Source organism: Gemmatimonadaceae bacterium, from assembly GCA_019637445.1.
Lineage (GTDB): Bacteria > Gemmatimonadota > Gemmatimonadetes > Gemmatimonadales > Gemmatimonadaceae > Pseudogemmatithrix.
On sequence record JAHBVS010000001.1, the window covers coordinates 2174049 to 2193646 of the forward strand.

Annotated in this window: 20 protein-coding genes; 7 read left to right on the forward strand and 13 right to left on the reverse strand. The window is 67.8% G+C overall.

The window, feature by feature from the left end; translation table 11 throughout:
* Positions 1-19: 19 nt before the first annotated feature.
* The 4 genes from KF709_09695 to KF709_09710 are packed head-to-tail and all read right to left on the reverse strand — an operon-like array spanning position 20 to position 3887.
* Positions 20-1837 (reverse strand): long-chain fatty acid--CoA ligase, encoded by a 1818-nt coding sequence (locus tag KF709_09695; protein MBX3174674.1) that lies wholly within the window; start codon positions 1835-1837, stop codon positions 20-22.
* Positions 1838-1870: 33 nt separating this feature from the next.
* Entirely contained in the window at positions 1871-2659 is a 789-nt protein-coding gene (locus KF709_09700) for a hypothetical protein (GenBank protein ID MBX3174675.1), read from the reverse strand.
* Positions 2656-3411: a ParA family protein gene (locus tag KF709_09705; GenBank protein ID MBX3174676.1), complete on the reverse strand. Its 756-nt coding sequence runs from the start codon at positions 3409-3411 to the stop codon at positions 2656-2658. The genes KF709_09700 and KF709_09705 overlap by 4 nt, the downstream gene beginning before the upstream one ends.
* Positions 3412-3434: 23 nt before the next feature.
* Positions 3435-3887, reverse strand: coding sequence for a tetratricopeptide repeat protein (locus KF709_09710; GenBank protein MBX3174677.1), 453 nt, complete (start codon positions 3885-3887; stop codon positions 3435-3437).
* Between the two features lie 133 nt (positions 3888-4020).
* Here KF709_09710 and KF709_09715 point away from each other — a divergent pair, with 133 nt between their 5' ends.
* Positions 4021-4542, forward strand: coding sequence for a phosphoribosyltransferase (locus tag KF709_09715; protein ID MBX3174678.1), 522 nt, complete (start codon positions 4021-4023; stop codon positions 4540-4542).
* Here the strand turns inward: KF709_09715 and ytxJ are convergent.
* Positions 4539-4889 carry a bacillithiol system redox-active protein YtxJ gene (gene ytxJ / locus KF709_09720; GenBank protein MBX3174679.1) on the reverse strand — a complete coding sequence of 117 codons (351 nt, stop codon included), beginning with the start codon at positions 4887-4889 and terminating at the stop codon, positions 4539-4541. The genes KF709_09715 and ytxJ overlap by 4 nt on opposite strands.
* A 118-nt stretch (positions 4890-5007) precedes the next feature.
* Between ytxJ and KF709_09725 the strand changes: the two genes are divergently transcribed.
* Positions 5008-5886, forward strand: coding sequence for a tetratricopeptide repeat protein (locus KF709_09725; protein MBX3174680.1), 879 nt, complete (start codon positions 5008-5010; stop codon positions 5884-5886).
* On the opposite strand, the gene KF709_09730 is transcribed toward KF709_09725, so the two are convergent.
* Positions 5861-7066 (reverse strand): FAD-dependent monooxygenase, encoded by a 1206-nt coding sequence (locus tag KF709_09730; protein ID MBX3174681.1) that lies wholly within the window; start codon positions 7064-7066, stop codon positions 5861-5863. The two genes, KF709_09725 and KF709_09730, sit on opposite strands and share 26 nt — an antisense overlap.
* A 119-nt stretch (positions 7067-7185) precedes the next feature.
* Between KF709_09730 and KF709_09735 the strand changes: the two genes are divergently transcribed.
* Entirely contained in the window at positions 7186-8187 is a 1002-nt protein-coding gene (locus tag KF709_09735) for an AraC family transcriptional regulator (protein MBX3174682.1), read from the forward strand.
* Positions 8188-8270: 83 nt separating this feature from the next.
* Positions 8271-9686 carry an amidohydrolase family protein gene (locus KF709_09740; protein ID MBX3174683.1) on the forward strand — a complete coding sequence of 472 codons (1416 nt, stop codon included), beginning with the start codon at positions 8271-8273 and terminating at the stop codon, positions 9684-9686.
* Between the two features lie 64 nt (positions 9687-9750).
* Here KF709_09740 and KF709_09745 read toward each other — a convergent pair whose 3' ends face one another.
* From KF709_09745 to KF709_09760, 4 genes are all read right to left on the reverse strand, one after another.
* On the reverse strand, positions 9751-10185 hold the full coding sequence (locus KF709_09745; protein MBX3174684.1) for a hypothetical protein: 435 nt from the start codon (positions 10183-10185) through the stop codon (positions 9751-9753).
* Positions 10186-10251: 66 nt separating this feature from the next.
* A complete protein-coding gene (locus tag KF709_09750) occupies positions 10252-12906 on the reverse strand; it encodes a methyl-accepting chemotaxis protein (GenBank protein MBX3174685.1) in 2655 nt (884 codons plus the stop codon).
* A 241-nt stretch (positions 12907-13147) separates the two neighbouring features.
* Entirely contained in the window at positions 13148-13459 is a 312-nt protein-coding gene (locus KF709_09755) for a hypothetical protein (GenBank protein MBX3174686.1), read from the reverse strand.
* A 283-nt stretch (positions 13460-13742) separates the two neighbouring features.
* Positions 13743-13904, reverse strand: a complete 162-nt coding sequence (locus KF709_09760) for a hypothetical protein (protein ID MBX3174687.1) — start codon at positions 13902-13904, stop codon at positions 13743-13745.
* 303 nt (positions 13905-14207) lie between these two features.
* On the opposite strand from KF709_09760, the gene KF709_09765 reads away from it, so the two are divergent.
* The gene (locus KF709_09765; GenBank protein ID MBX3174688.1) at positions 14208-14618 is read left to right on the forward strand and encodes a hypothetical protein; all 411 of its coding nucleotides are present in this window, start codon (positions 14208-14210) and stop codon (positions 14616-14618) included.
* A 31-nt stretch (positions 14619-14649) separates the two neighbouring features.
* Here the strand turns inward: KF709_09765 and KF709_09770 are convergent, their stop codons facing one another.
* From KF709_09770 to KF709_09780, 3 genes are read right to left on the reverse strand one after another with little or no spacing between them, the layout of a single operon-like run.
* Positions 14650-15204, reverse strand: a complete 555-nt coding sequence (locus tag KF709_09770) for a hypothetical protein (GenBank protein ID MBX3174689.1) — start codon at positions 15202-15204, stop codon at positions 14650-14652.
* Between the two features lie 30 nt (positions 15205-15234).
* Entirely contained in the window at positions 15235-17289 is a 2055-nt protein-coding gene (gene ligA, locus KF709_09775; protein MBX3174690.1) for an NAD-dependent DNA ligase LigA, read from the reverse strand.
* Complete coding sequence (locus KF709_09780; protein MBX3174691.1) at positions 17286-17804, reverse strand: ferritin; 519 nt, start codon at positions 17802-17804, stop codon at positions 17286-17288. The genes ligA and KF709_09780 overlap by 4 nt, the downstream gene beginning before the upstream one ends.
* 83 nt (positions 17805-17887) lie before the next feature.
* Between KF709_09780 and KF709_09785 the strand changes: the two genes are divergently transcribed.
* Together KF709_09785 and KF709_09790 are read left to right on the forward strand one after the other, a co-directional pair.
* On the forward strand, positions 17888-19234 hold the full coding sequence (locus KF709_09785; protein MBX3174692.1) for a thymidine phosphorylase: 1347 nt from the start codon (positions 17888-17890) through the stop codon (positions 19232-19234).
* Positions 19235-19474, forward strand: coding sequence for a hypothetical protein (locus KF709_09790; GenBank protein MBX3174693.1), 240 nt, complete (start codon positions 19235-19237; stop codon positions 19472-19474).
* Positions 19475-19598: the final 124 nt, after the last annotated feature.

Sequence of the window (19598 nt, forward strand, 5' to 3'; positions counted from 1 at the left end):
CCGCGACTCGCCGGCGCCGCTAGTCCGCGCCCGTGTACAGCGAGTCAATCAGCGTCTTGTACTGCTGATCCACGACTTTTCGTTTCACGCTCAGTTTCGGCGTCAACTCGCCGCGCTCGATCGAGAAGTCGTGCTCGAGCAGGCCGATCTTCTTCGGCTTCTCGAAGCTCGCCAGGCCCTCGACGGTCCCGAGCACTTCCTTCTCCATCTTCGCCTTGATGGTCGGCATCTCGAGCAGCTGCTTGCGGTCCGTCCAGATGATGTTCTTGAGCGCTGCCCACTTCTCGAGGTTGTCCCAGTTCGGCACGATGAGCACGGCCGGGAACTTGCGCTTGTCGCCGATCATCACGGCCTGCGAGACGTACTTGTTGGTCTTGATGCGGTTCTCGATGGGCTGCGGCGCGATGTTCTTCCCGCCCGCCGTCACGATGATGTCCTTCTTGCGGTCCGTGATCCGCAGGAAGCCATCTTCGAGCACGCCGATGTCGCCGGTGTGGAACCAGCCCTCACCGTCGATCACCTCGGCCGTCGCGTCCGGCCGGTTGTAGTAGCCCTTCATCACGTGGGGGCCGCGCGTGATGATCTCGCCGTCCTCGGCGATCTTGACCTCGACGCCGGCGACCGGCTTGCCCACGCTGCCGATGCGGAAGGCATCGTCGCTGTTCACGGCAATCACGGGTGACGTCTCGGTGAGGCCGTAGCCCTCGAGGATCTTGAGCCCCGCCGCGTAGAAGAACTTGTTGATGCTCGGCGTCAGCGGTGCACCGCCCGAGACGAAGTAGCGGAGCCGACCACCGGTGCGTTCAATCAACTTGGAGAACACCAGCTTCTGCGCGATGCCGTACTTCCAGGCCAGCAGGCCCCCCGGCTCCTGGCCCGCGAGCTTCTGGTTGGCCCACTTGTCGGCCACGGCCACGGCCCAATGGAAGATCTTGGCCTTCACCGCGCCGCCGCTCACCGCGTTCTCGAGCACGCGCGCATACATCTTCTCGAACAGTCGCGGCACCGACATGCAGAAGTGCGGTTTCACCTCGGAGAGGTTGAGCGGCACGGTGTCGATGCTCTCCGCATAGGCGATGCTCACGCCCATCGCGAAAAAGAGGTAATCGCCCATCCGCTCGAAGATGTGCGAGAGCGGGAGGAAGCTGAGCGCCACCTCGCCCGGGCGCACCGGCACCTTCTGCTTCGAGCCCTCGACGTTCGACGCGATGTTGTCGTGCGTCAACATCACGCCCTTGGGCAGGCCCGTGGTGCCCGAGGTGTAGATCAGCGTCGCGAGGTCGTCGGGCTTCACCGTGAGTGCATTCTGCTTGAACTCAGCGGCCTTGGCGTCCGAGTCGAGTGCCGCGCCCTTCGCCGCGAGTTCGGCAAAGGTCATGTCGGCGCCGGCCGGCTTGGGCTCCACGAAGCTGATGATCGTGCGCACCGTCTTGAGTTGGTCGCGCACGGAAGCGGCCTTGGCTGCCTGGTCCGCCGTGGAGACGAACAGCGCCACTGCCCCGGAGTCATTCAGTGGGTGGACGACTTGGTCCGCCGGTAGCGTCGGATACACCGGCACATCTGTCATCCCCGAGCAGAGACAGGCCCAGTCCGCCATCGCCCACTCAGGACGGTTCTCGGACATGATGCCAACGCGCTCGCCGCGTTGCACGCCAAGGCTGCCCAGCCCGAGTGCGACCTGCCGGACCCGACGCAGCACCTCGTCGTGGGAAATCGGCTGATATTTGCCGTCCTTCTTCACCTGGTAGGCGTTCGGCAGCCGATGCCGCTCGACCGCGTCGAAGAAGAGCTGCGTGAGTGTCCCTGGCGTGGGACGGGGACCGCCGCTGGCAATCATCGGCTTGTGCTCCGCTGGGGAATCCTGCTGGCGCTACAGCGTGGGGGGCGTGATGGTGACAACGTACCGCACCGGGCTACCCGCAACGTGGGCGCCGAGGTACTTGATCTCTGCGACCACGATGAAGCTGTCGGGCTGCAGCGGCAACAAGTTGGTGTAGACCCGCAGCCGGCGCGAGGCACCGCCGTCCGTCTTGGTCGTGTCGAACAGCGTGTGCCGCTGGCCGGAAGCGGCCCAAAGCGCCGCGGTGGAGGTGTCCGTCGGGGCCAAGGTGTCGCCGTTATAGATGATGCGCCATCGCACGAGCCAACCCGGCACATTGGCGTTCTCGCTGCCGACGATGTCCGTGGTGTGCAGCGCGAGCGTGAGTGCGGGGCTGACGTTCGCGCTGCCGTCTGGAATGCGGTACTCGAACCCGACGGCGGTCGGGCCGGGCACGACATCGCTAGGCGCGCGCGTCACCGTGATGCTGCGCTGCTGCGACTGCAGTCCGCTGTACGACGCCACCACGCGTACCGCGCCAGAGCGTCGCGCCGCCACCATCACGCCTGCGGTGTCAATTGTCACGCCGGTATCCAGCGAGACGTAGCGAACATCGGCGTCCGCGATGGCCACTCCGCTTCCGTCGTAAACCGTGGCGCGCAGGGGAGCGGCAGCGCCGCTCGTGTCGCGCATCGTGTCACCAGTGACGAGTGACGGGAAGGGAATGCCGGTGAAGTCGATGGCGGAGACGCCGCTGGTCGTGCCTGTGAGCTCAAGGCAACCACCCGTGGCCGCCGCCACGAGGGCCAGCGGTAGCAGCCAGCCACGGCGCGCCGTCATTCCGGGATGCCGATCCGTTCCGCGAGCCGCGTGGCGAGGTTCACGTAGGCCTGCGAGGCCTCGTCCGCCGGCGAGCGCACCACCGCCGGCTGCCCGGCCGCAAACGCCTCGGCGATGGCCGGGCTGCGCGGGATCACCACGTCGAGCATCAAGTGGGCTGGCACCTTCTCGCGGATGTACTCGACCGTGCTCTCGCAGGCAGGGTTGCCCGCCTCGTACATCGTCAGCAGGATGCCGTCAAAGACGAGCTGCTCGTGCGTGGCCACGATGTCCTGTACCCCACGCAGGATCTGTGGGGTGGTCTGCAGCGCCAGCGGTTCGGCCTGCAGCGGGATGAGCACGCGGTTGGCCGAGCCCAGGGTGCGGCGCGTGACGGGTCCCAGGCCGGGCGGTGTGTCGACGACGACGATGTCGCAGCGCTCGCTGGCCGCGGCGAGCATCCGCGGCAGCAGGTCCGAGGCGGCGATCTGCTCCTGGTAGTTCGTGTGGTCGGCGAGGTCAGTGACGCTGCCGGCCAGCATCACGCGCAACCAGGGCAGCGTGGTCGGCAGCAGCACGTCGCGCAGCGAGCGTTCGCCGGCGAGGTGGTCCGCGAAGCCATAGCTTGGGTGGCCCTTCCGGAGGCCGGCGCCGAAGCGCACGGAGCCCTGTGGGTCCACGTCCACGAGCAGCGTCTTCATGCCACGGCGGGCGAAGGCGGCGGCGAGGTTCACGGCGGTGGTCGTCTTGCCGACGCCGCCCTTCTGGCTCACGACTGCGAGAATGCTCCCCAACGTCAGGTCCCGGGCGAGGGTGGCGTACTGTCGGCGGCCTGCAACTGGTCAAGCGTCTGCTGGGCGTGTGCCACCCAACGTTCGGCGTCAGGCCCCGACGGAGGGTGCGCAAGGAATGCACGCAGGTGCTTCACGGCGAACTGCGGGTCCCCGCGCTTGATCAACAGATAGGCGAGTCCGTAGTGCGCGCCGGCCTGCGAAGGGTCGATCTCGAGGGCTTTGCGATAGGCGCGAATCGCTTCCTCGACTCGCCCCAGTCGGCTCAGCGCAATCGCCAGGTTCTGCAAGACCTTGAGGTCGTCCGGACGCTCGCGGAGGGCCAGCCGGTACGACGTGACCGCGGCGTCCAAGTCGCCCTGACGCTCCAACACCAACGCCTCGTTCAGGTAGTCGAGGCGTTTCCGATCCTGCGAGGTGTCGGTGCGGCCGCCGAAGAGGCGGTCCCAGAAGGACATAGGCGAGTTTCGGGGGCGAAAGCGGGCGTCGGCGGGAAGCTATAGATGGGCAGGGGGGTGGGCAACCGCGCCGGTTCCGGCCCTCTGCACCGGCCGGTATGTTGCGCAAAGCACCCATCACCGAGAGCCGACGATGCCTGCGCGCCGCCCTTCCGCCCCTGCCGCTCCCCGCGAGACGATGCTTGTGGAGTGGCCGCTGTTCGGTGAGCTCTCGCGCGCGCTGGCGCTCAAGGTGTCGAAGAGCTTTGACCCGGAACTCGTGGTCGGCGTGGCCACGGCCGGCGTCGTGCCTGGTGCCGTGGTTGCGGCGATGATGGATCGGCCGTTCCACTCCATCATTGTCAGCCGCCGGTATCGGGCCGAGGCGGTGCGTGAGACGCCTGCGGTGCTCTCCGGCGCGCCGGCCGATGTCGTGGGTCGCCGCGTGTTGATTGTCGATGAGACCTGCAACAACGGCGAGACACTACGGCTGGCGATTGCCGCCATCGTCAATGCCGGGGCGCGGGAGGTAAGGACCGCGGTGAGCTTCAAGACCGGGCCGTACGAGCCGGACTTCTACGCACTAGAGACTGAGGCACAGATCGTGTTGCCTTGGGATCGCGAGACGATCGTCGGCGGGCAGCTCGTGCCAAATCCGAAGTACGAGGGGCTCTAGAATCTCGCCCCCACGCCCTCGCGCTGTCCTGCCAGCGCCGCCCGGATCCGCGCCGCCGTCACCGCCCGGTGCGACACGTGCCAGACCACCTGCCCGCCTTCCAAAATCAGGATCTGCGGCGACTCGTGCCGGACGTGGAAGTGTGACTCGATGGCGTCCGCCATCGCACGCTGGGCAAACACGTCCACCTGGTGGACCGTGACATCATCCTCGCGGACGAGTCGCGCGACCTCCTGCGCGGCGACCCAGGAGAGCGAGCAGGTCGGCGAGTGCTTGTAAACGACGGTCGTGCCTGGCATCGCGGCGAGCTCGTCGACGGAGGCGGCAACAAGGGGTTGGATCGGCATACGAGGCAACAAGCCCCGCGGGGCTGAGCAGGTTCCCTGTGCGCTGCGTACCATTGGTTAGGCGCGCGCAGTCTCGTGCGCGCTTCCCCTACCTGACGTGCATACAGGAGGCATCGCCATGACCATCACCACCTCCCCGCGCGCGACGGTGCTCGCCGCCGCGCTGGCTCTCGCGCTCGTGCCGGCTGCCGCTGCGGCCCAACAAGGGCAGCGCGCCTCGAACCCGCGCGCCGACTCGCTGCGGACCGCCCAACGCCTCGACGCCGAGGGCAATCACACGGCGGCCCGCGCCATCTTCCAGAAGCTGATCGACAACGCGCCCGACGAGGCCGCGCGCGCCGCCGCCAACCGCCGCATGGCGATGTCCTACGGCTACGATGGCAACTGCGCCAAGGTCATCGAGCACGAGGAACGCGTGATTGCCTACTGGCGGACGCAGCGAGCGGTCGAACCGCAGAACGCGCACTATCAGGAAGGCGAGATGGCCAATGAAGCCGCGCGCGTCTGTCACGACGCGGGCTTCTTCGACGAGGCCGAGCGTTACTACCGTCGCGGCTCGGAGCTCGGCAACATGGAGCCCGCGCCACGCACGCACCCGAAGTCGCTCTGGGACTACCGCCTGGCCCACGCGATGGCGCGCATCGAGGCGCGCCGCGGCAACAAGCCCGCGGCCGAGCGCTACATCGTCGACGCGCGACGCGCGTTGGATTCGGACCCGGAGATGGCCGAGGCGCAGGAGCGCTACTTCCCCTACCTAGTGGGCTACGTGGCGCTCTACACGGGGGACCTCGCCACCGCAGAACGCGAACTCACGAAGGCGGTGGAAGCCCTCCGCAACGATCCCTTCCAAGTCGTGCTGCTCGGCATGACGTACGAGAAGATGGGCAACGCCGCGAAGGCCAAGGAGCTCTACGAGCGGGCCTTCGAGATGTCGAATGGCAGTAATCCACCGAACGTCTACTCGCGGCGTTTTACGCGAGAGAAGCTCGGTCGCTAGTTGCCAGAGTCGCCGGGCGGCGCACGGCGGCCCGGCGACCGATGGCCCGCAGCGTCTCCGGCGACTCTTGCAGCACCTGCGCCGTGGGATCACCTCCGAGGCGACCGGCCAACGGCAGCAGGACGCGGTCGCGCAGCCAACGCGGCACGGACCGCGTCTCCTCCGCGAGCGCGCCTAGGCGCGCCGAGAGCGCTGCCACCTTCGCGACGGCCGGCCCGCGTCGCCGCTCGTAGGACAACAGGCCAGCCCGCAAGTCCGGCGACTTGAACAGTTCGTCCACCAGCACCGCGGCATCGACGAGCGCGCTGTTGCCGCCCTGTCCGAGATTCGGCGCCATCGCGTGCGCCGCGTCGCCGAGCAGCACCGCGCGATCCTGCGACCATCGAGCGCAGTGAACCGTGGTGACACGATTCAGAATGAGTTCGTTCCACGACGTCAGCTGCTGGAGCAATGGAGCTGCCGCGGGATACGCGCGCGACCACGCGCTGCAAAAAGCCGCCAGGTCGTGCCGCTCCACGGCCGCCGCGGTGCTCGGGGTTCCCGCCGAGGCGTAGAGGTAGGCGCCGTTATCCACATCGAAACTGCCGAACACGCCAGCCGAGCACCACGCCTCCTCGTTCAGCGCCCGTGCGGGCACGAGTGCCCGGACATAGGCGATGCCGTCAGGTTGCAGGCGCGCACCGACATCCAGGCCCGCGCGCAACCGCGAATGCACACCGTCGGCGCCAATGAGGAGGTCGGCAGTGATCGCGCGCTCCGTGCCATCGACCTGTGCGACGAACGCCGTGCCGTCCGCCGCTGCCTGAATGAGTTCGGCGCCGAAGCAGGTCTGGATTCCAGGTTCCGCTGCAACCGCGTCGAGCAGCACGCGTTGCAGCGTGGCGCGGCGGAGCATCCGCACACCGGCATCGCCGGGCGGACGCAACAGGGTCCGACCGCTGCCATCGACGATGCGCGGCTCCGCCACCGGCCTGGCATCCGTCAGCGCGGGCCCGAGTCCCAGGGACTCCAGCACGGCAAAGCCATTCGCCGCGATGGCGATCCCCGCTCCAACCGCCTGCGCCCGCTCGACGCGCTCCAGCAGCGTCACGGTTGCTCCGGCGCGTGCCATCATCAGCGCGGCGGCGCATCCGCCTACGCCGGCACCAACGACCGTGACCCGCATGTCCTCGATTCGCATTCTCCCCTCTCCGTTGCTTGGCGTGGCTCGCTGCAGGAGCCTACGGCGCTGGCGCGGCCGCAGCGTTGTCCGAATCCGCCATCCTTGTGTCTTTGGCGGCCAGCGGCGAGACTGCGGCGATGCCAGAGAGCGTGCTCAGCGCGATGGATGCGGCGGTGGTCGAGGCGGCCGTGGCCGTCGGATTCGACCGCGCGGCGCTGCTGCTCGCCTGGGGCGGTGACCCGGCCGTGCTCGCGGATCCGGATGCCCGTGTGCCGCTCAGCCAGCACCTCGCACTCTGGGCACATCTCTCGAGGGAGCCACGCGGCCTCGAGATCGGCGCACGGCTCGGCGTCTCAGGCATGGGCGTCGTGGGCTACGCGATGCAGCACGAGGCTACCGTCCGCGAGGCACTGGCCTGGCTCGAGCGATTCCGTGCGGTGGTGCACCCGGGCGTGGTGCCGACGCTGTCGTTGCGCGACGCGCCGCAGGGCGCGCTGATGGTCCTGTCGCGGCCGGTGCCACCACCATTCGCGGCGCTGCGAGAGCCGGTCTACGCGCAGGCGGCCTCGGTGCTCTCCGTGCTGCGTACGCTCGCGGGCGACGCAATTCGGGTTCGCTTCGTCGCGTATCCCCTGCCGCGCCCGACGAATCCCGAACGCCACGAGCGTTGGTTCGCGGCACCGGTGTCCTGGGGTGGGCCGATGCTGGAGATCGCCTTCGATGCGACGCTGTTGGATCGCCCGCTGCGGCGCGCGGATCCCCGCCTGCACGGGTACCTCGCGGCACGCGCCGCCGAACTGCTCGCCAAGCTGCCAGCGGAGGATGACACCTGCGGCCGCGTACGACACGAGATCGCGACGCTGCTTGCCCGTGGAGAGCCTCGGATCGGCGCGGTGGCGAGTCGCCTCGCCCTGTCGGCTCGCACGCTGAACCGCCGACTGGCGGACGCGGACACCAGCTTCTCGGCATTGCTGGCCGAGGTACGGCGCGCACGCGCGGAGATGCTGCTGCAGGACCGCTCGTTGAGTTGCTCTGAGATTGCCTTCCTCTTGGGGTACGCGGAACCGGCGGCGTTCACCCGGGCGTATCGGCGTTGGACGGGCCGCACGCCGCAGGCGGCACGCGCACTCCCGGGTTGAGCCTTCGCTGACCCGGATTCGCGCTGTCGGGTCAAGTCGGCCCGGCCTACATTCTTCGCCGACCCTCCAACCCGCCCCCACGAATGCCCAAGCTCGCCTCCATCGGGATCGTCTCCCTCGCGGCCGCTGCCGCGCTGTCCGCCTGCTCGCCGCGCGCGGCCGACCTTGCGATCCGCAACGTGACGGTGATCGATGCCGTGCACGGCGTGCGCGCCGGGCAGACGGTGGTCGTGGACAGCGGCCGCATCGTCGCCGTACAGGACGCCGGTGAGTCCGTGCGTGCCACGAATACGGTCGATGGCGCGGGACGTTACCTGATCCCGGGGCTCTGGGACTTCCACGTCCATCTCACGTATGATCCGCGGCTCACAGCGGCGATGCCCGGCTTGTTCCTCAATCACGGCATCACAAGTGTCCGTGACACCGGCGGTGAGTTGCAGGCAGTGCTGGCGGCGGTGGCTCCCATGCGTGCTGACTCCGCGACGGCTCCCCGTGTGTTCTACGCAGGCCCGCTGCTGGATGGTGAGTACGTCGTCTACACGGGCGAGGGCCGTCCCGCGCTCGGCATCGCCAACCCCGACGTGGCGACCGCGCGCGCGAACATCGCGCGGCTGGCCGAGGCGGGCGTGGACTTCGTGAAGATCTATGAGATGGTGAGCCCCGAGGTCTTCGAGGTGCTCGTCGCCGAAGCCCGCGCGCGCAACCTGCCGATCGACGGGCACGTGCCGCTGTCCATGCGCGCACGCGAAGTCGGGCCGCGCGTGCAGTCGCTGGAGCATCTGCGGAACATCGAGATGGACTGTGCGTCGAGGCCTGACGCGCTGTTGGCCGAGCGTCGGCGGCGGCTACGCAACACGGAGCGGGTGAACGGCTTTACGCTGCGCACCAGCTTGCACAACCTGCAGCGCCTGCCGGCGGTGGCGGCGTACAACGAGGCGGAGTGCGCACAGGTGCTGACCGCGATGGGCACTACGATCCAGGTGCCGACGCTGCGTCTCAATGCGCTCGGCATTCAGCCGCCGTTCACGCGCACGGATTGGCAGGCGACGCTCGACAAGCTTCCCCAAGACGTCGCGACAGAGTGGGCGACGGCCGGTCAACGCGCTACGCAGGCTGCTGGTCCCATGCGAGACAACACGTACGGCGAGTTCAGTCTGCACCTGGTGAAGCAGATGCACGACGCTGGCGTGCCGATTGGCGCGGGCACCGATACGCCGATCGGTTTTGCGGCGCCAGGATACAGTCTGCACAACGAACTCGAGATGCTGGTGCGCGCGGGCTTGCCGCCGATCGAGGCGCTGCGCGCGGCCACGTTGCGGCCCGCCGAGTTCTTCGGCAAGGCCGGCGAGATGGGAACTATCGCACCCGGGATGCTCGCCGACCTCGTGCTGCTGTCGGCGGATCCACTGGCCGACATCACGAACACCAAGCGCATCGAGGCCGTGGTGACGAAGGGGCGGCTATTGGACCGCGCGGCCTTGACGGCGCTGGTTCGCTAGTCGAAACGCAACGAGGGGCCCGCGCCGATGCCTCGGCGCGGGTCCCTCGTTTCACATCAGTCGACTACTCGACCGTCAGTCGCTTCACGGACGCAGGCAGCGTCGCGCCGGCCGACACGTAGCCGATCGCGCCAGGGTTCGCAGCCACGAAGGAAATCACCGCGGCATCGTCGCGCTGCGTTGCCGGCGGCTCGTCCTTGCCGGCGAACACCTGCTGCAGCCAGTACTCCTCGATGTTCGCCACCGAGCGACCGTGCACGCCGGTGCTGAACGCAGCGCGCGGGGCGGCCTCACGGCCGAGGTCCACGGGCGTGACACTGCCGCCCGCCGGCCAGCTCTTCTGCTGCTTGAGAAACATCTTCGACACAACGGCCTTGGGCGCGGACGACGCGGAGTTCCCCGCGTTCACGATGACCTGATAGCCCTGGCCTTCTGCAACCTGCGGCACGGCGAGCAAGAGCACGCCAAGCACCGCCAGGATCCTGCTGATCTTCAACATCGGTCCCAGTCTCCGGGAAATGGTGGGGCGGGGCCGCGAGGCCCCGCCAACGGTGGTGGCGGCCGCTTAGAACGCGGTCGACAGGCTCAGGATGAAGTAGTTCGTCTTGGCGCCGGGCAGCGCCTGGCCCATGCCGTTGATCGGCGGTGTGGCGACGTCGAGCTGGTAGCCCTTGAACCAGTGGTGCTCGGCCTTGAGCAGCAGCTTCGGCGACACGCGGTACACGACACCGGCGGCCACATCATTGATGTTCTCGTACTCGACCGGTGCGGGCGTGGGGAGGTAGTGCAGGGTCATCGTGTTCGACTCCAGCTGCGCGTTGAGCCACAGCTTGGAGGTCACGCCGAAGCCGGCCTGCGCGTACCACGCGCCGTACTCGGTGCTCTTGTCGCCGGCGCCGTTGCGCGCCACGGCCAGCTCCCACTCGTAGCGCGCAAAGTAGCGGCTGCGCGAGAGGTCGACTGAGGCGGTCGCGATCTGCAGCGGCGTGCCCGAGCCCGCCGTGCGGCTGCGCACGATGTCGGTGTTGAAGCGCAGGCCGGAGATCGGCGTGCGCAGGCGCAGCTGGGCGCCGTGCGCATCGCGATGGCGATCGGTGAGCAGGTACGGGCCGCTGGCGTCGACCAGCTCGACCTTCATGTCATAGCCACCGCCGTAGACGGTGCCGGCGAGGTCGAAGCCGCCCAGCGCGAAATCGCGGTTCAGCGAGACGCCGTCGATGGTCTCGAGGCCCTCGGAGTAGAACGCCTTGGAGGCGCGGAAGAAGGGGAACAGTACGCCTACCTGACGCACCTCATTGTAGAGGCCGCGCGGCATCGGGATGCGGCCGACCTTCACCGTGTTGCCCGCCCATTGCGTCTGGTAGAACGCCCAGTCGAGCGAGACATCGGGCTCCACCGTCTGCACTGCGGAATTTGCGAGGCGACGATGGCCGAGCTGCACGACCAGCGTATTGTTGTCGCTCGGCGAGTACCGGAACTGCAGCGCCATCGCGCGATAGTCCGTCGTGCCAGCGTCATTGAGGCCGTAGATCGGCAGGCTCTTCGACTCGGCGAAGCCCTGCGTGAGGTAGCCGTAGATGGACAGACGGTCGGAGCTCTGGGCGTCCAGCGATCCGCCGGTGAGCACGGCGAGGAACGCCAGGCTCGCTGCGAACTTCTTCATCGTGTGGGTCTCCTGCTTGGTGTGGTTGGCCGCGCGACCGGACGTGGCCTGCGCACGGGGAGTGATGTCGCCGGACCGCGGCGACTCGGTGATGGACTCGCTGCCGAACGAGAATCGGCGCACGAGGGTCTGGAGTCCGGCGGCCACCTGCTCCAACCGGGTTGCGGCATCCTGCGTGGACTGCGCGCTCGCCGTCGTGTCCTGGGCGATGCGCGCTACATCGTCGATGTGGGTGGCGATGTCCGAGCTCTGGCGCGAGACCTCGGCCACCACACGGTTGATCTCCGACGTCGAGGCCGTCTGTTCCTCGACGGCACCGGCGATGCTGGTCTGCACGCCGCTGATCTCCTCGATCGCGGACGTGATGCGGGCGATGGCGTCGACCGCCACACCCGTCTCGCGCTGGATGCCCTCGACAGTCTCCCGGATGCTCTGGGTGGCCGACGCGGTGCCCTTCGCGAGTTCCTTCACTTCGTTCGCCACGACGGCGAAGCCCTTGCCGGCCTCACCAGCGCGGGCGGCTTCGATGGTCGCGTTCAGCGCCAGCAGGTTCGTCTGCTCGGCGATCGACGTGATCACCTTGATGACCTGCCCGATCTGCACGCCGCTCTCGGCGAGCTGATCCATGATGGTCTTGGTCTCGTTGGCGAGCTGCACTGCCGAACGCGCGGCATCGGCCGCGGTGGTCGAGTTGCCGGAGACCTCGCGGATCCCGGAACCCAACTCCTCGGCGCTGCGCAGCACGTGATTGACGCGCTCGCTCACCTGCCGCGCTGCCTGCGAGACGTGCGTCGACTGGCTGGCGGTGGATGCCGCGTTCTGCTCCAGGGTCGCGCTGACGCCCGACAGCGAGTGTGACGATTCCGTGACCGATGTCGCCGAGCCGGCAATCTCGCGGACGATGCCGGCGATGGACGAGGCGGCCTCGTTGAAGGCGCTGGCGAGGTCGCCAAGCTCGTCCTCGCTGGTTACCTCCAGCCGCTGACCGAGGTCACCGTTGGCGAACTTCTGGAAGGAGCGCGACGCGGCCACGATCGGTGCGGCGATGCGACGCGCCAGCATCGAGGCGGCGAACCAGCCGAGCACCAGCGCGAACAGCGCAACGCCGACCGAGATCAGGTCCATCCGGCGCTGCGAAGCTCGGAGGCCGGCCTTGCTCGCGCCGACGATGACCTGCGCGGTGAGCGCGTCGGATTCAACATCCGCTGTGGCAACGACCAACGAATCCGCGGCCAGAAACTCGGGCGTCAACTCCACGCCTGAGGGTTGGCTCGCCATCGGCGATCCATCGCGCATCAAGGCGACGAAACGGACGTCGTCGCGCGCGGTGGCGAACGCGAGCGCCTTCTGGACGCCGGCGAAGTTGCCCGAGCCAAGGCTGAGTGACACGCCGAGAGAGACGGTCTCCGCGACCGACCCAACCTCGTGCTCAAATGCCGTGTTCAGCGCGCTGGACTGCTGGGCTCTATAGAACAGCAGGGTGGAGATGGTGAACGCGGCCATGATGGCCGCGACCGTCCACGTGATCTTGGATGTAATGCTGCGACTGGCGTGCATTGGGCGAGATTCAGGTGGTAGGTGCAACTGACGTGTGGCTACATCACGTCACACCACAGAGTCTCGGCCAAGTCGTTGTGTGGCTTTAGCCTAGGCGATGGGAATCTCCTGCCGATATGCGCGTTCGCGAGGGTTCAAGATTGCCGAAGAGGGAATATCCTGTCGTTCTTCGGCAGCATCTTCCGATTCGCGGTGCGGTAACGATGGATCGTTGCGCGAAAGCCCGCCGTGGGAGCGGGCATCACTCCCACGGCGAGTCCTTCTCGCGCTCCTCGTCGAGCGCCTTGTAGAACGCGCGCACCATCGCACGCGTCTTGGGCGACGAGGTCCGTACGACGCGGATGTCCTTCGACCGCACGGTGTAGACGGTGCCCGCGATGTCGCGGAACGTGATCCACCGCGGCGTCCACAGACGCTGCAGCTGCGTGATGACGCGCGCCGCCATCCAGCCGTAGACGGGCACGTACTCGTTGCAGGTCTCGATGACCGCGTAGGTGTCCACGGGCGCGCGCGGAGGCCCGCGCTCGTAGGTGTTGGTGATACGGTTGACCATGGGAATCCCGGCCTGAAGAGGGTGGGTCGGCCGGCCGGATGCAGAACGCCCCGCCGGCGACGAGTGCGCAGGCGGGGCGTGTGCACGCTCCGAAGAGCGGGAGCGACAACGCGTCAGTGCGTGGCCAAGCTCCCGGTCCCTGCGCCGGATGGCTGTCGATCGAATCGACCGATTGGGTTGTGGAGGCGTGCGGTCATAGGAAGATCTTGGTGCGCCGTCAGTGGCGGACGCGAAGGGTAAGGGGACCTGGCGACGAGGTCAAGCGCTCGGCGTGAACAAGTCGCTACGCACCGTAGTCCCGCGCGATGCGCGCACCGACCCACATCCCGACCCCGAACCCGACCATGCTCAACATGAAGCTGGTCATGATTCCCACGCCGCTGCCCATCCACCATCCGAGGGCAGAGCCGAGCGTCGTGCCGATCAATACGAGTAGCTTCTTCACGGGGCCTCGGTCCTGTGGGTGTCACCACGAATATGTCGCGGTCCGAGCCAACGCGGGACCTTGGCTACGTGCGCTGCCCACGCCTTGCCGTGCCGCCGCGCAAGCATCAGGAAATCCCACACGCACCAGAGGAGGATCGCGAGCCCGAGTGCCAACGCCCGCCAGCAGGCGAGCGCCAATGGAAGCTGTTGTGGTAGCTGGCCGCTCACCCGCGCAACGTCTCCGGTGACAATCTCGCGCACCCGACGGGTAGTCAAGTCACGACGGACTATTCCCTGCTACCGGATGAGCGGGAGATTGTCGATGAGCGATCCAATCGGTGTCCCATCTCGAGCGCCCCACGCGCGAATCGAGCGTGTGATCGCGTCGTCACGGCGCCTCACGTGCACGCTGGCTGTGGCCCTCGCCGCCTGCGGCGACGGAAACATCGGCGGCGGCTCGGGGTCGCCAACCGGCCCGCCGGCAGATCCCAACGCGGTCAGCGTGGGCAACAACTTCTTCTCACCGACGAGTCGAACGGTCGCGGTAGGGACGACCGTGACCTGGACCTGGATGGCCGGGGCCTCAACGCACAACGTCACCTTCTCTGACGGCCCCACGTCACCGAACCAGGCCTCCGGCACCTATCAACGGCAGTTCCCGTCCACCGGAACATTCACGTACCTCTGCAGCATCCACGGTGCCTCGATGTCCGGCACGGTGGTCGTGGAGTGAGGCCGCGCTCGGTGCGGCGACGTGTCGCGCGCTAGGCGAGTTCCTTCAACGCCTCCGCATAGCCAACGCCGGCGGCCATCCGCTGATACACGTGCCCGATCACCTCAGGGCTCGCCAGCAGGAACCGGCAGCGCTCCGCGCCAACCGAGCGGCACTCGACCTCCAGGCACTGCATCGGTCCGCCCGCCACGCGCCCGAACACGTCGGCCAGCATCCCCACCGTGTAGTAACAGCTCGGATACGGCATCTTCGCGGCCGGATCGGCCTCGGCCCAATCGGAGGAGTCGAACGCCACCGCGGCATCGCCGATGGGCTCGAGCGAGACGCCGCCCCAGCCGGTGTCCGCGAAGAATCGCGCGGCCGCAACCTGGAACTGTGAGTACGCCAGCGTCTCCGGCGCGCCGACGCCGTTGGCGGCGCACCAGTCACGCATCGCCGCGAGCACGGACTCGCCGCCGGCGTAGCCCGCCTCCTGCAGCACGGTCGCGAAGCCATCGCCCATGTCGCGGACCAGCGAGGCACGCAGCGTCGTCAGCGACGCGCGCGGAATGGCAGACAGGGCAGAGGTCCCAAGGGCGAACGGCATCAGTCGCTCCACGAATTCACGGTACGCATCTCAGAGCCCGAGCCGCTGCTTGAGCTCATTCTCGTCAATCACGGTCACACCCAACTGCTGCGCCTTCTCCAACTTGCTGCCCGCCTCGGCGCCCGCAACCACCAGGTCCGTGGCCTTGGACACCGAGCTCGTCACCTTGCCGCCGGCATTCTCGATCAACTCGGTGGCTTCGGGCCGCGACATCGTCGGTAGCGTCCCCGTCAAGACGATCTTCATCCCCTTGAAGACACCGTCCGCCGAGGCGGCGCGGGGCTCGTCCATGCGTACGCCCGCGTCGCGCAGCCGTTGCACAAGTTGCTGCATCGTCGGCTCGTCCAGCCACTGGCGGACCGACTCGGCCATCACGCGGCCGACGCCGTGCAGGGCCTCGATCTCGTCCACGCTTGCTGCGGCCAGCGCCTCCATGGTCCCGAAGCTGCGCGAGAGCAGCTTGGCGGATTCGGCGCCCACGTGGCGAATGCCGACGGCGTTGAGTAGCCGTGAGAGCGGCTGCTGCTTGGACGCTTCGATTGCGTCCACCAGCGCCTGTGCGCTCTTCTGTTGGAAGCCCGGCACACCGCTGCCGTCCTCGCCCTTCCTCGGCACCAGCTGCTCGGCCGTGATGGTGTAGATGTCGGCCGCGTCCTGCACGAGACCGGCGCCAATCAACTGCTCAAGCCGTTGGTAGCTGAGCCCACGAATATCCATCCCGCTACGTGAGACGAAGTGTGCGAGCGCCTCGAGCCGTCGGCCGGCGCAGCTGAGGTTCGGGCAGTAACTGGCGACTTCCTCCTCGTCGCGCACGGCCGCAGTGCCGCAGATGGGGCACTGGGTCGGCGCCTTCACTACGCGCTCAGCGCCCGTGCGCCGCTCCGGCACCGGCCCAAGGATCTGCGGAATTACCTCGCCGGCACGCTTCACCTGCACGGTGTCGCCAATCCGCAGGTCCTTCTCCGCCACAAGGTCGAAGTTGTGCAGTGTCGCGTAGGTGATCGTCGCGCCGCCGACTTCCACTGGCGCCAGCACCGCGCGCGGCGTGAGCGCGCCCGTGCGTCCCACCTGCACCTCGATGTCCAGCAACTGCGTCTCGGCGATGTCCGGCGCGAACTTGCGTGCGATGGCCCAGCGCGGCACGCGGCCGCCGATCATCCCGAGCTCGGTCTGCAGCGAAAGCCGATTGACCTTCACCACGCCGCCATCGATGGCAAACGGCAACTCGGGACGCAGTGTGGACTCGAGCTCCCGAGCCCAGGCGTGCACTTCATCCAGCGTCTTGCACTCGCGGCGATGCCGTGGCGTCGGGATGCCCCACGCTGCCAAGGTTTCCAGCAACTGCCACTGCGTCTTGAACGGCAACTCGCCCGCACCGGGCACGGCGAACGCGTAGCCGAGGAAGCGCAGCGGCTTGCGTGCCGTCTCTCGCGGATCCTTCTGGCGCAGCGCGCCCGACGCCGAGTTGCGCGGGTTGGCGAACACCGGCTCGCCAGCGGCCGCGCGCTCACGGTTCATGCGCTCGAATGCGGCGAACTCCATATAGACCTCGCCGCGGATCTCGATGGTCTGTGGCCAGCCGCTGCCCTCGAGCCGGCGTGGGACGTCGGCGATCGTGCGCACATTGGCGGTGACATCCTCGCCAACGCTGCCGTTGCCGCGCGTGGCGCCGGTCTTGAGCTCGCCATTCACGTAGGTGAGCGACACGGCGCCGCCATCAATCTTCAGTTCACAGCAGTAGCCATCGGCATCCACGGCATCGCCGACCAGTTTACGAAGCCGGACATCCCACTCGGCGAGTTCCGTTTCGTCGAAGGCATTGTCCAACGACGCCATCGGCACGAGATGCGCGTGCTTGGCGAGATGGCTCTCCCCAACCTCGGCGCCGACCCGCTGTGTGGGCGAGTCGGCGTCGCGAAGCTCGGGATGGTCGCGCTCGATGGCCTGCAGCTCGCGGAACAGCCGGTCATACTCGGCGTCGCTGAGCGAGGGCTTGTCGAGGACGTAGTACTCGTGCTGCGCCCGCTCGAGGAGCCGGCGCAGCTCGGCGGCGCGCGCCGCGGGGGACGGCGCGGCCGAACTCAGCCGGCCGCGCCCGCGTCGCCTTCCTCGGAGAGGCCACCGTCACGCAGGAAGGCCTCCACGTGGAAGAGTCCCGCTTCGCCGGCGCGCTTCACCATGCGCACGAGCGTGTCCGCCGAGGTGACCTCCTCGCGCTGCTCGTTCACGAACCAGTCGAGGCCGTTCTTCATGATGTGGTCCCGCTCCTTCACGGCGAGGTCCACGATGTCGTTGATCTGCGCGGTGACCTTGAGCTCGGAGTCGAGCGCGAGCTGCACGGCTTCCATCGCCGTCTTGAACGACGGCTTGGGCGCCGGCACCTGCGGGATCTTCACGTCGCCGCCGCCATCGAGGATGAGGCGCACGAAGCGCATCGCGTGGTCGCGCTCCTCAGCGGCCTGGTTGAAGTAGTGCTTGGCGAGGATCGGCAGACCCTCGGCGTCGAAGTACGCGGCGATCTGGACGTACTGGTTGCTGGCCAGCAGCTCGTTCCCGACCTGGGTATTGAGCGCGGCATTCATCTGCTTGGAGATCAGCATCTGGATGGACTCCTGGCGCGTCGCGCCGTTGATTTAGGGAGTACAGAGGAATCTAACGCCGCGCTGGGGCAGGGGAGCCGGGCATGACGGTCGTCGAGCTGATCGAACGCAAGCGGGACGGAGGGCGCATCACGGCCACGGAGTGGCACCGGCTGATGCGCGACTACGCCGCGGGCGTCGTGCCGGACTATCAGATGTCTGCGCTGGCGATGGCGATCTTCTTTCGCGGGTTGGACGCCGAGGAGCTGGAGGCGCTGACCACCGCGATGTTGGACAGCGGCAAGCGCCTGGACCTCGACCATCTCAAGGTGCCGCGGGTGGACAAGCATTCCACCGGCGGCGTGGGCGACAAGGTCTCGCTCATCCTCGCGCCGATCGTGGCGGCCTGTGGCGTCGCGGTGCCGATGATGTCCGGCCGCGGGCTCGGGCACACGGGTGGCACCCTCGACAAGCTCGAGTCCATCCCCGGCTTCCGAACCGGACTGTCGCTCGCCGAGACGGCAAAGCAGGTGGAGAAGCTTGGGGTGGCGATGATCGGCCAGACGGCGGAGATCGCGCCGGCTGACCGGAAGTTCTACGCTTTGCGCGACACAACGGCGACGGTGGAGGCGATTCCGCTGATTGCCGCGAGCATCATGAGCAAGAAGTTGGCGGAGGGGCTCACGGGTCTGGTGCTTGATGTGAAGACTGGCGCCGGTGCGTTCATGCCGAAGCTCGACGACGCGCTGACGCTGGCCAAAACCATGATCGGGCTAGGCGAGCGGCGAGGCTGCCCGACGGTGGCCTTGCTGACTGATATGGATGCGCCCTTGGGCGAGGCCTGCGGCAACGCGCTGGAAGTCGAGGAGTCCATCCGCGTCCTGCGCGGTGATGGCCCACGTGACGTGCACGATGTCACGGTCGCGCTGGCGGTGGAAATGCTACTCGTGGCCGGAGTGGCGGCATCGTCAGCGGATGCGAAGGCCAAGGTCGAGCACGCACTCGCCAGCGGCGACGCCATCGAGAAGTTCCGCGCGTTGGTGCAGGCGCAGGGTGGGCATCCGGGCGTGGTGGACAATCCCGTGGCCATCCTGCCGCACGCGCCGATCCGCGAGCGCGTCGAGGCGGCGCGCGAGGGCATCGTGCAGCGCGTGGAACCACGCACCATTGGCCGGGCGATTATCGCACTGGGCGGTGGCCGGCTGCGCGTGGAGGACGATGTAGACCCCGCGGTGGGCATCGTGCTGCACGTACGACCCGGCATGCGGCTGACGCGGGGCCAGCCTGTGGCGACGATCCACGCGCGTGACCTGCCGGGGCGCCAGGCTGCCGAGGAGGCGCTCCGGCAGGCCGTGGTGATGGGCGAGGAGCCGGTGGCGGCTCGGCCGCTGGTCTCTCACCGCGTGACCAAGGCAGGGGTGGAGGAACTGGCCGGGCCGGGTGCACATTAAGTGACCATGCAGAACTTCGAGAAGTTGGCCGCCCTTGGGGCGCTGGGAGCCGCCGGTGGATTGATCGCCGCCTGGCTCGGATTCAACTGGTTCATCCGTCCCGTTCCAACCGGCGGGCTCGACGCCACGCTGCACTTCGCGACGATTGCGGCGACGGGTGTGGTGTTTGGTTGGTTGGCGTTGGCGCACTTCTGGTTTGGTGCGCAGCTCAAGCGCGGGGCGGTTTCGATTACGGGCTGAGTTGGAACTGCTTTGCCACGGAGGCACGGAGACACGGAGGGCTCGGCGTGATGTCGGGCCCTCTGTGTTCTTTTCGGGGGCTCTGGGGCGTCGCGGGGTTGTGGAAGCCTAGGGCAGACGGGCG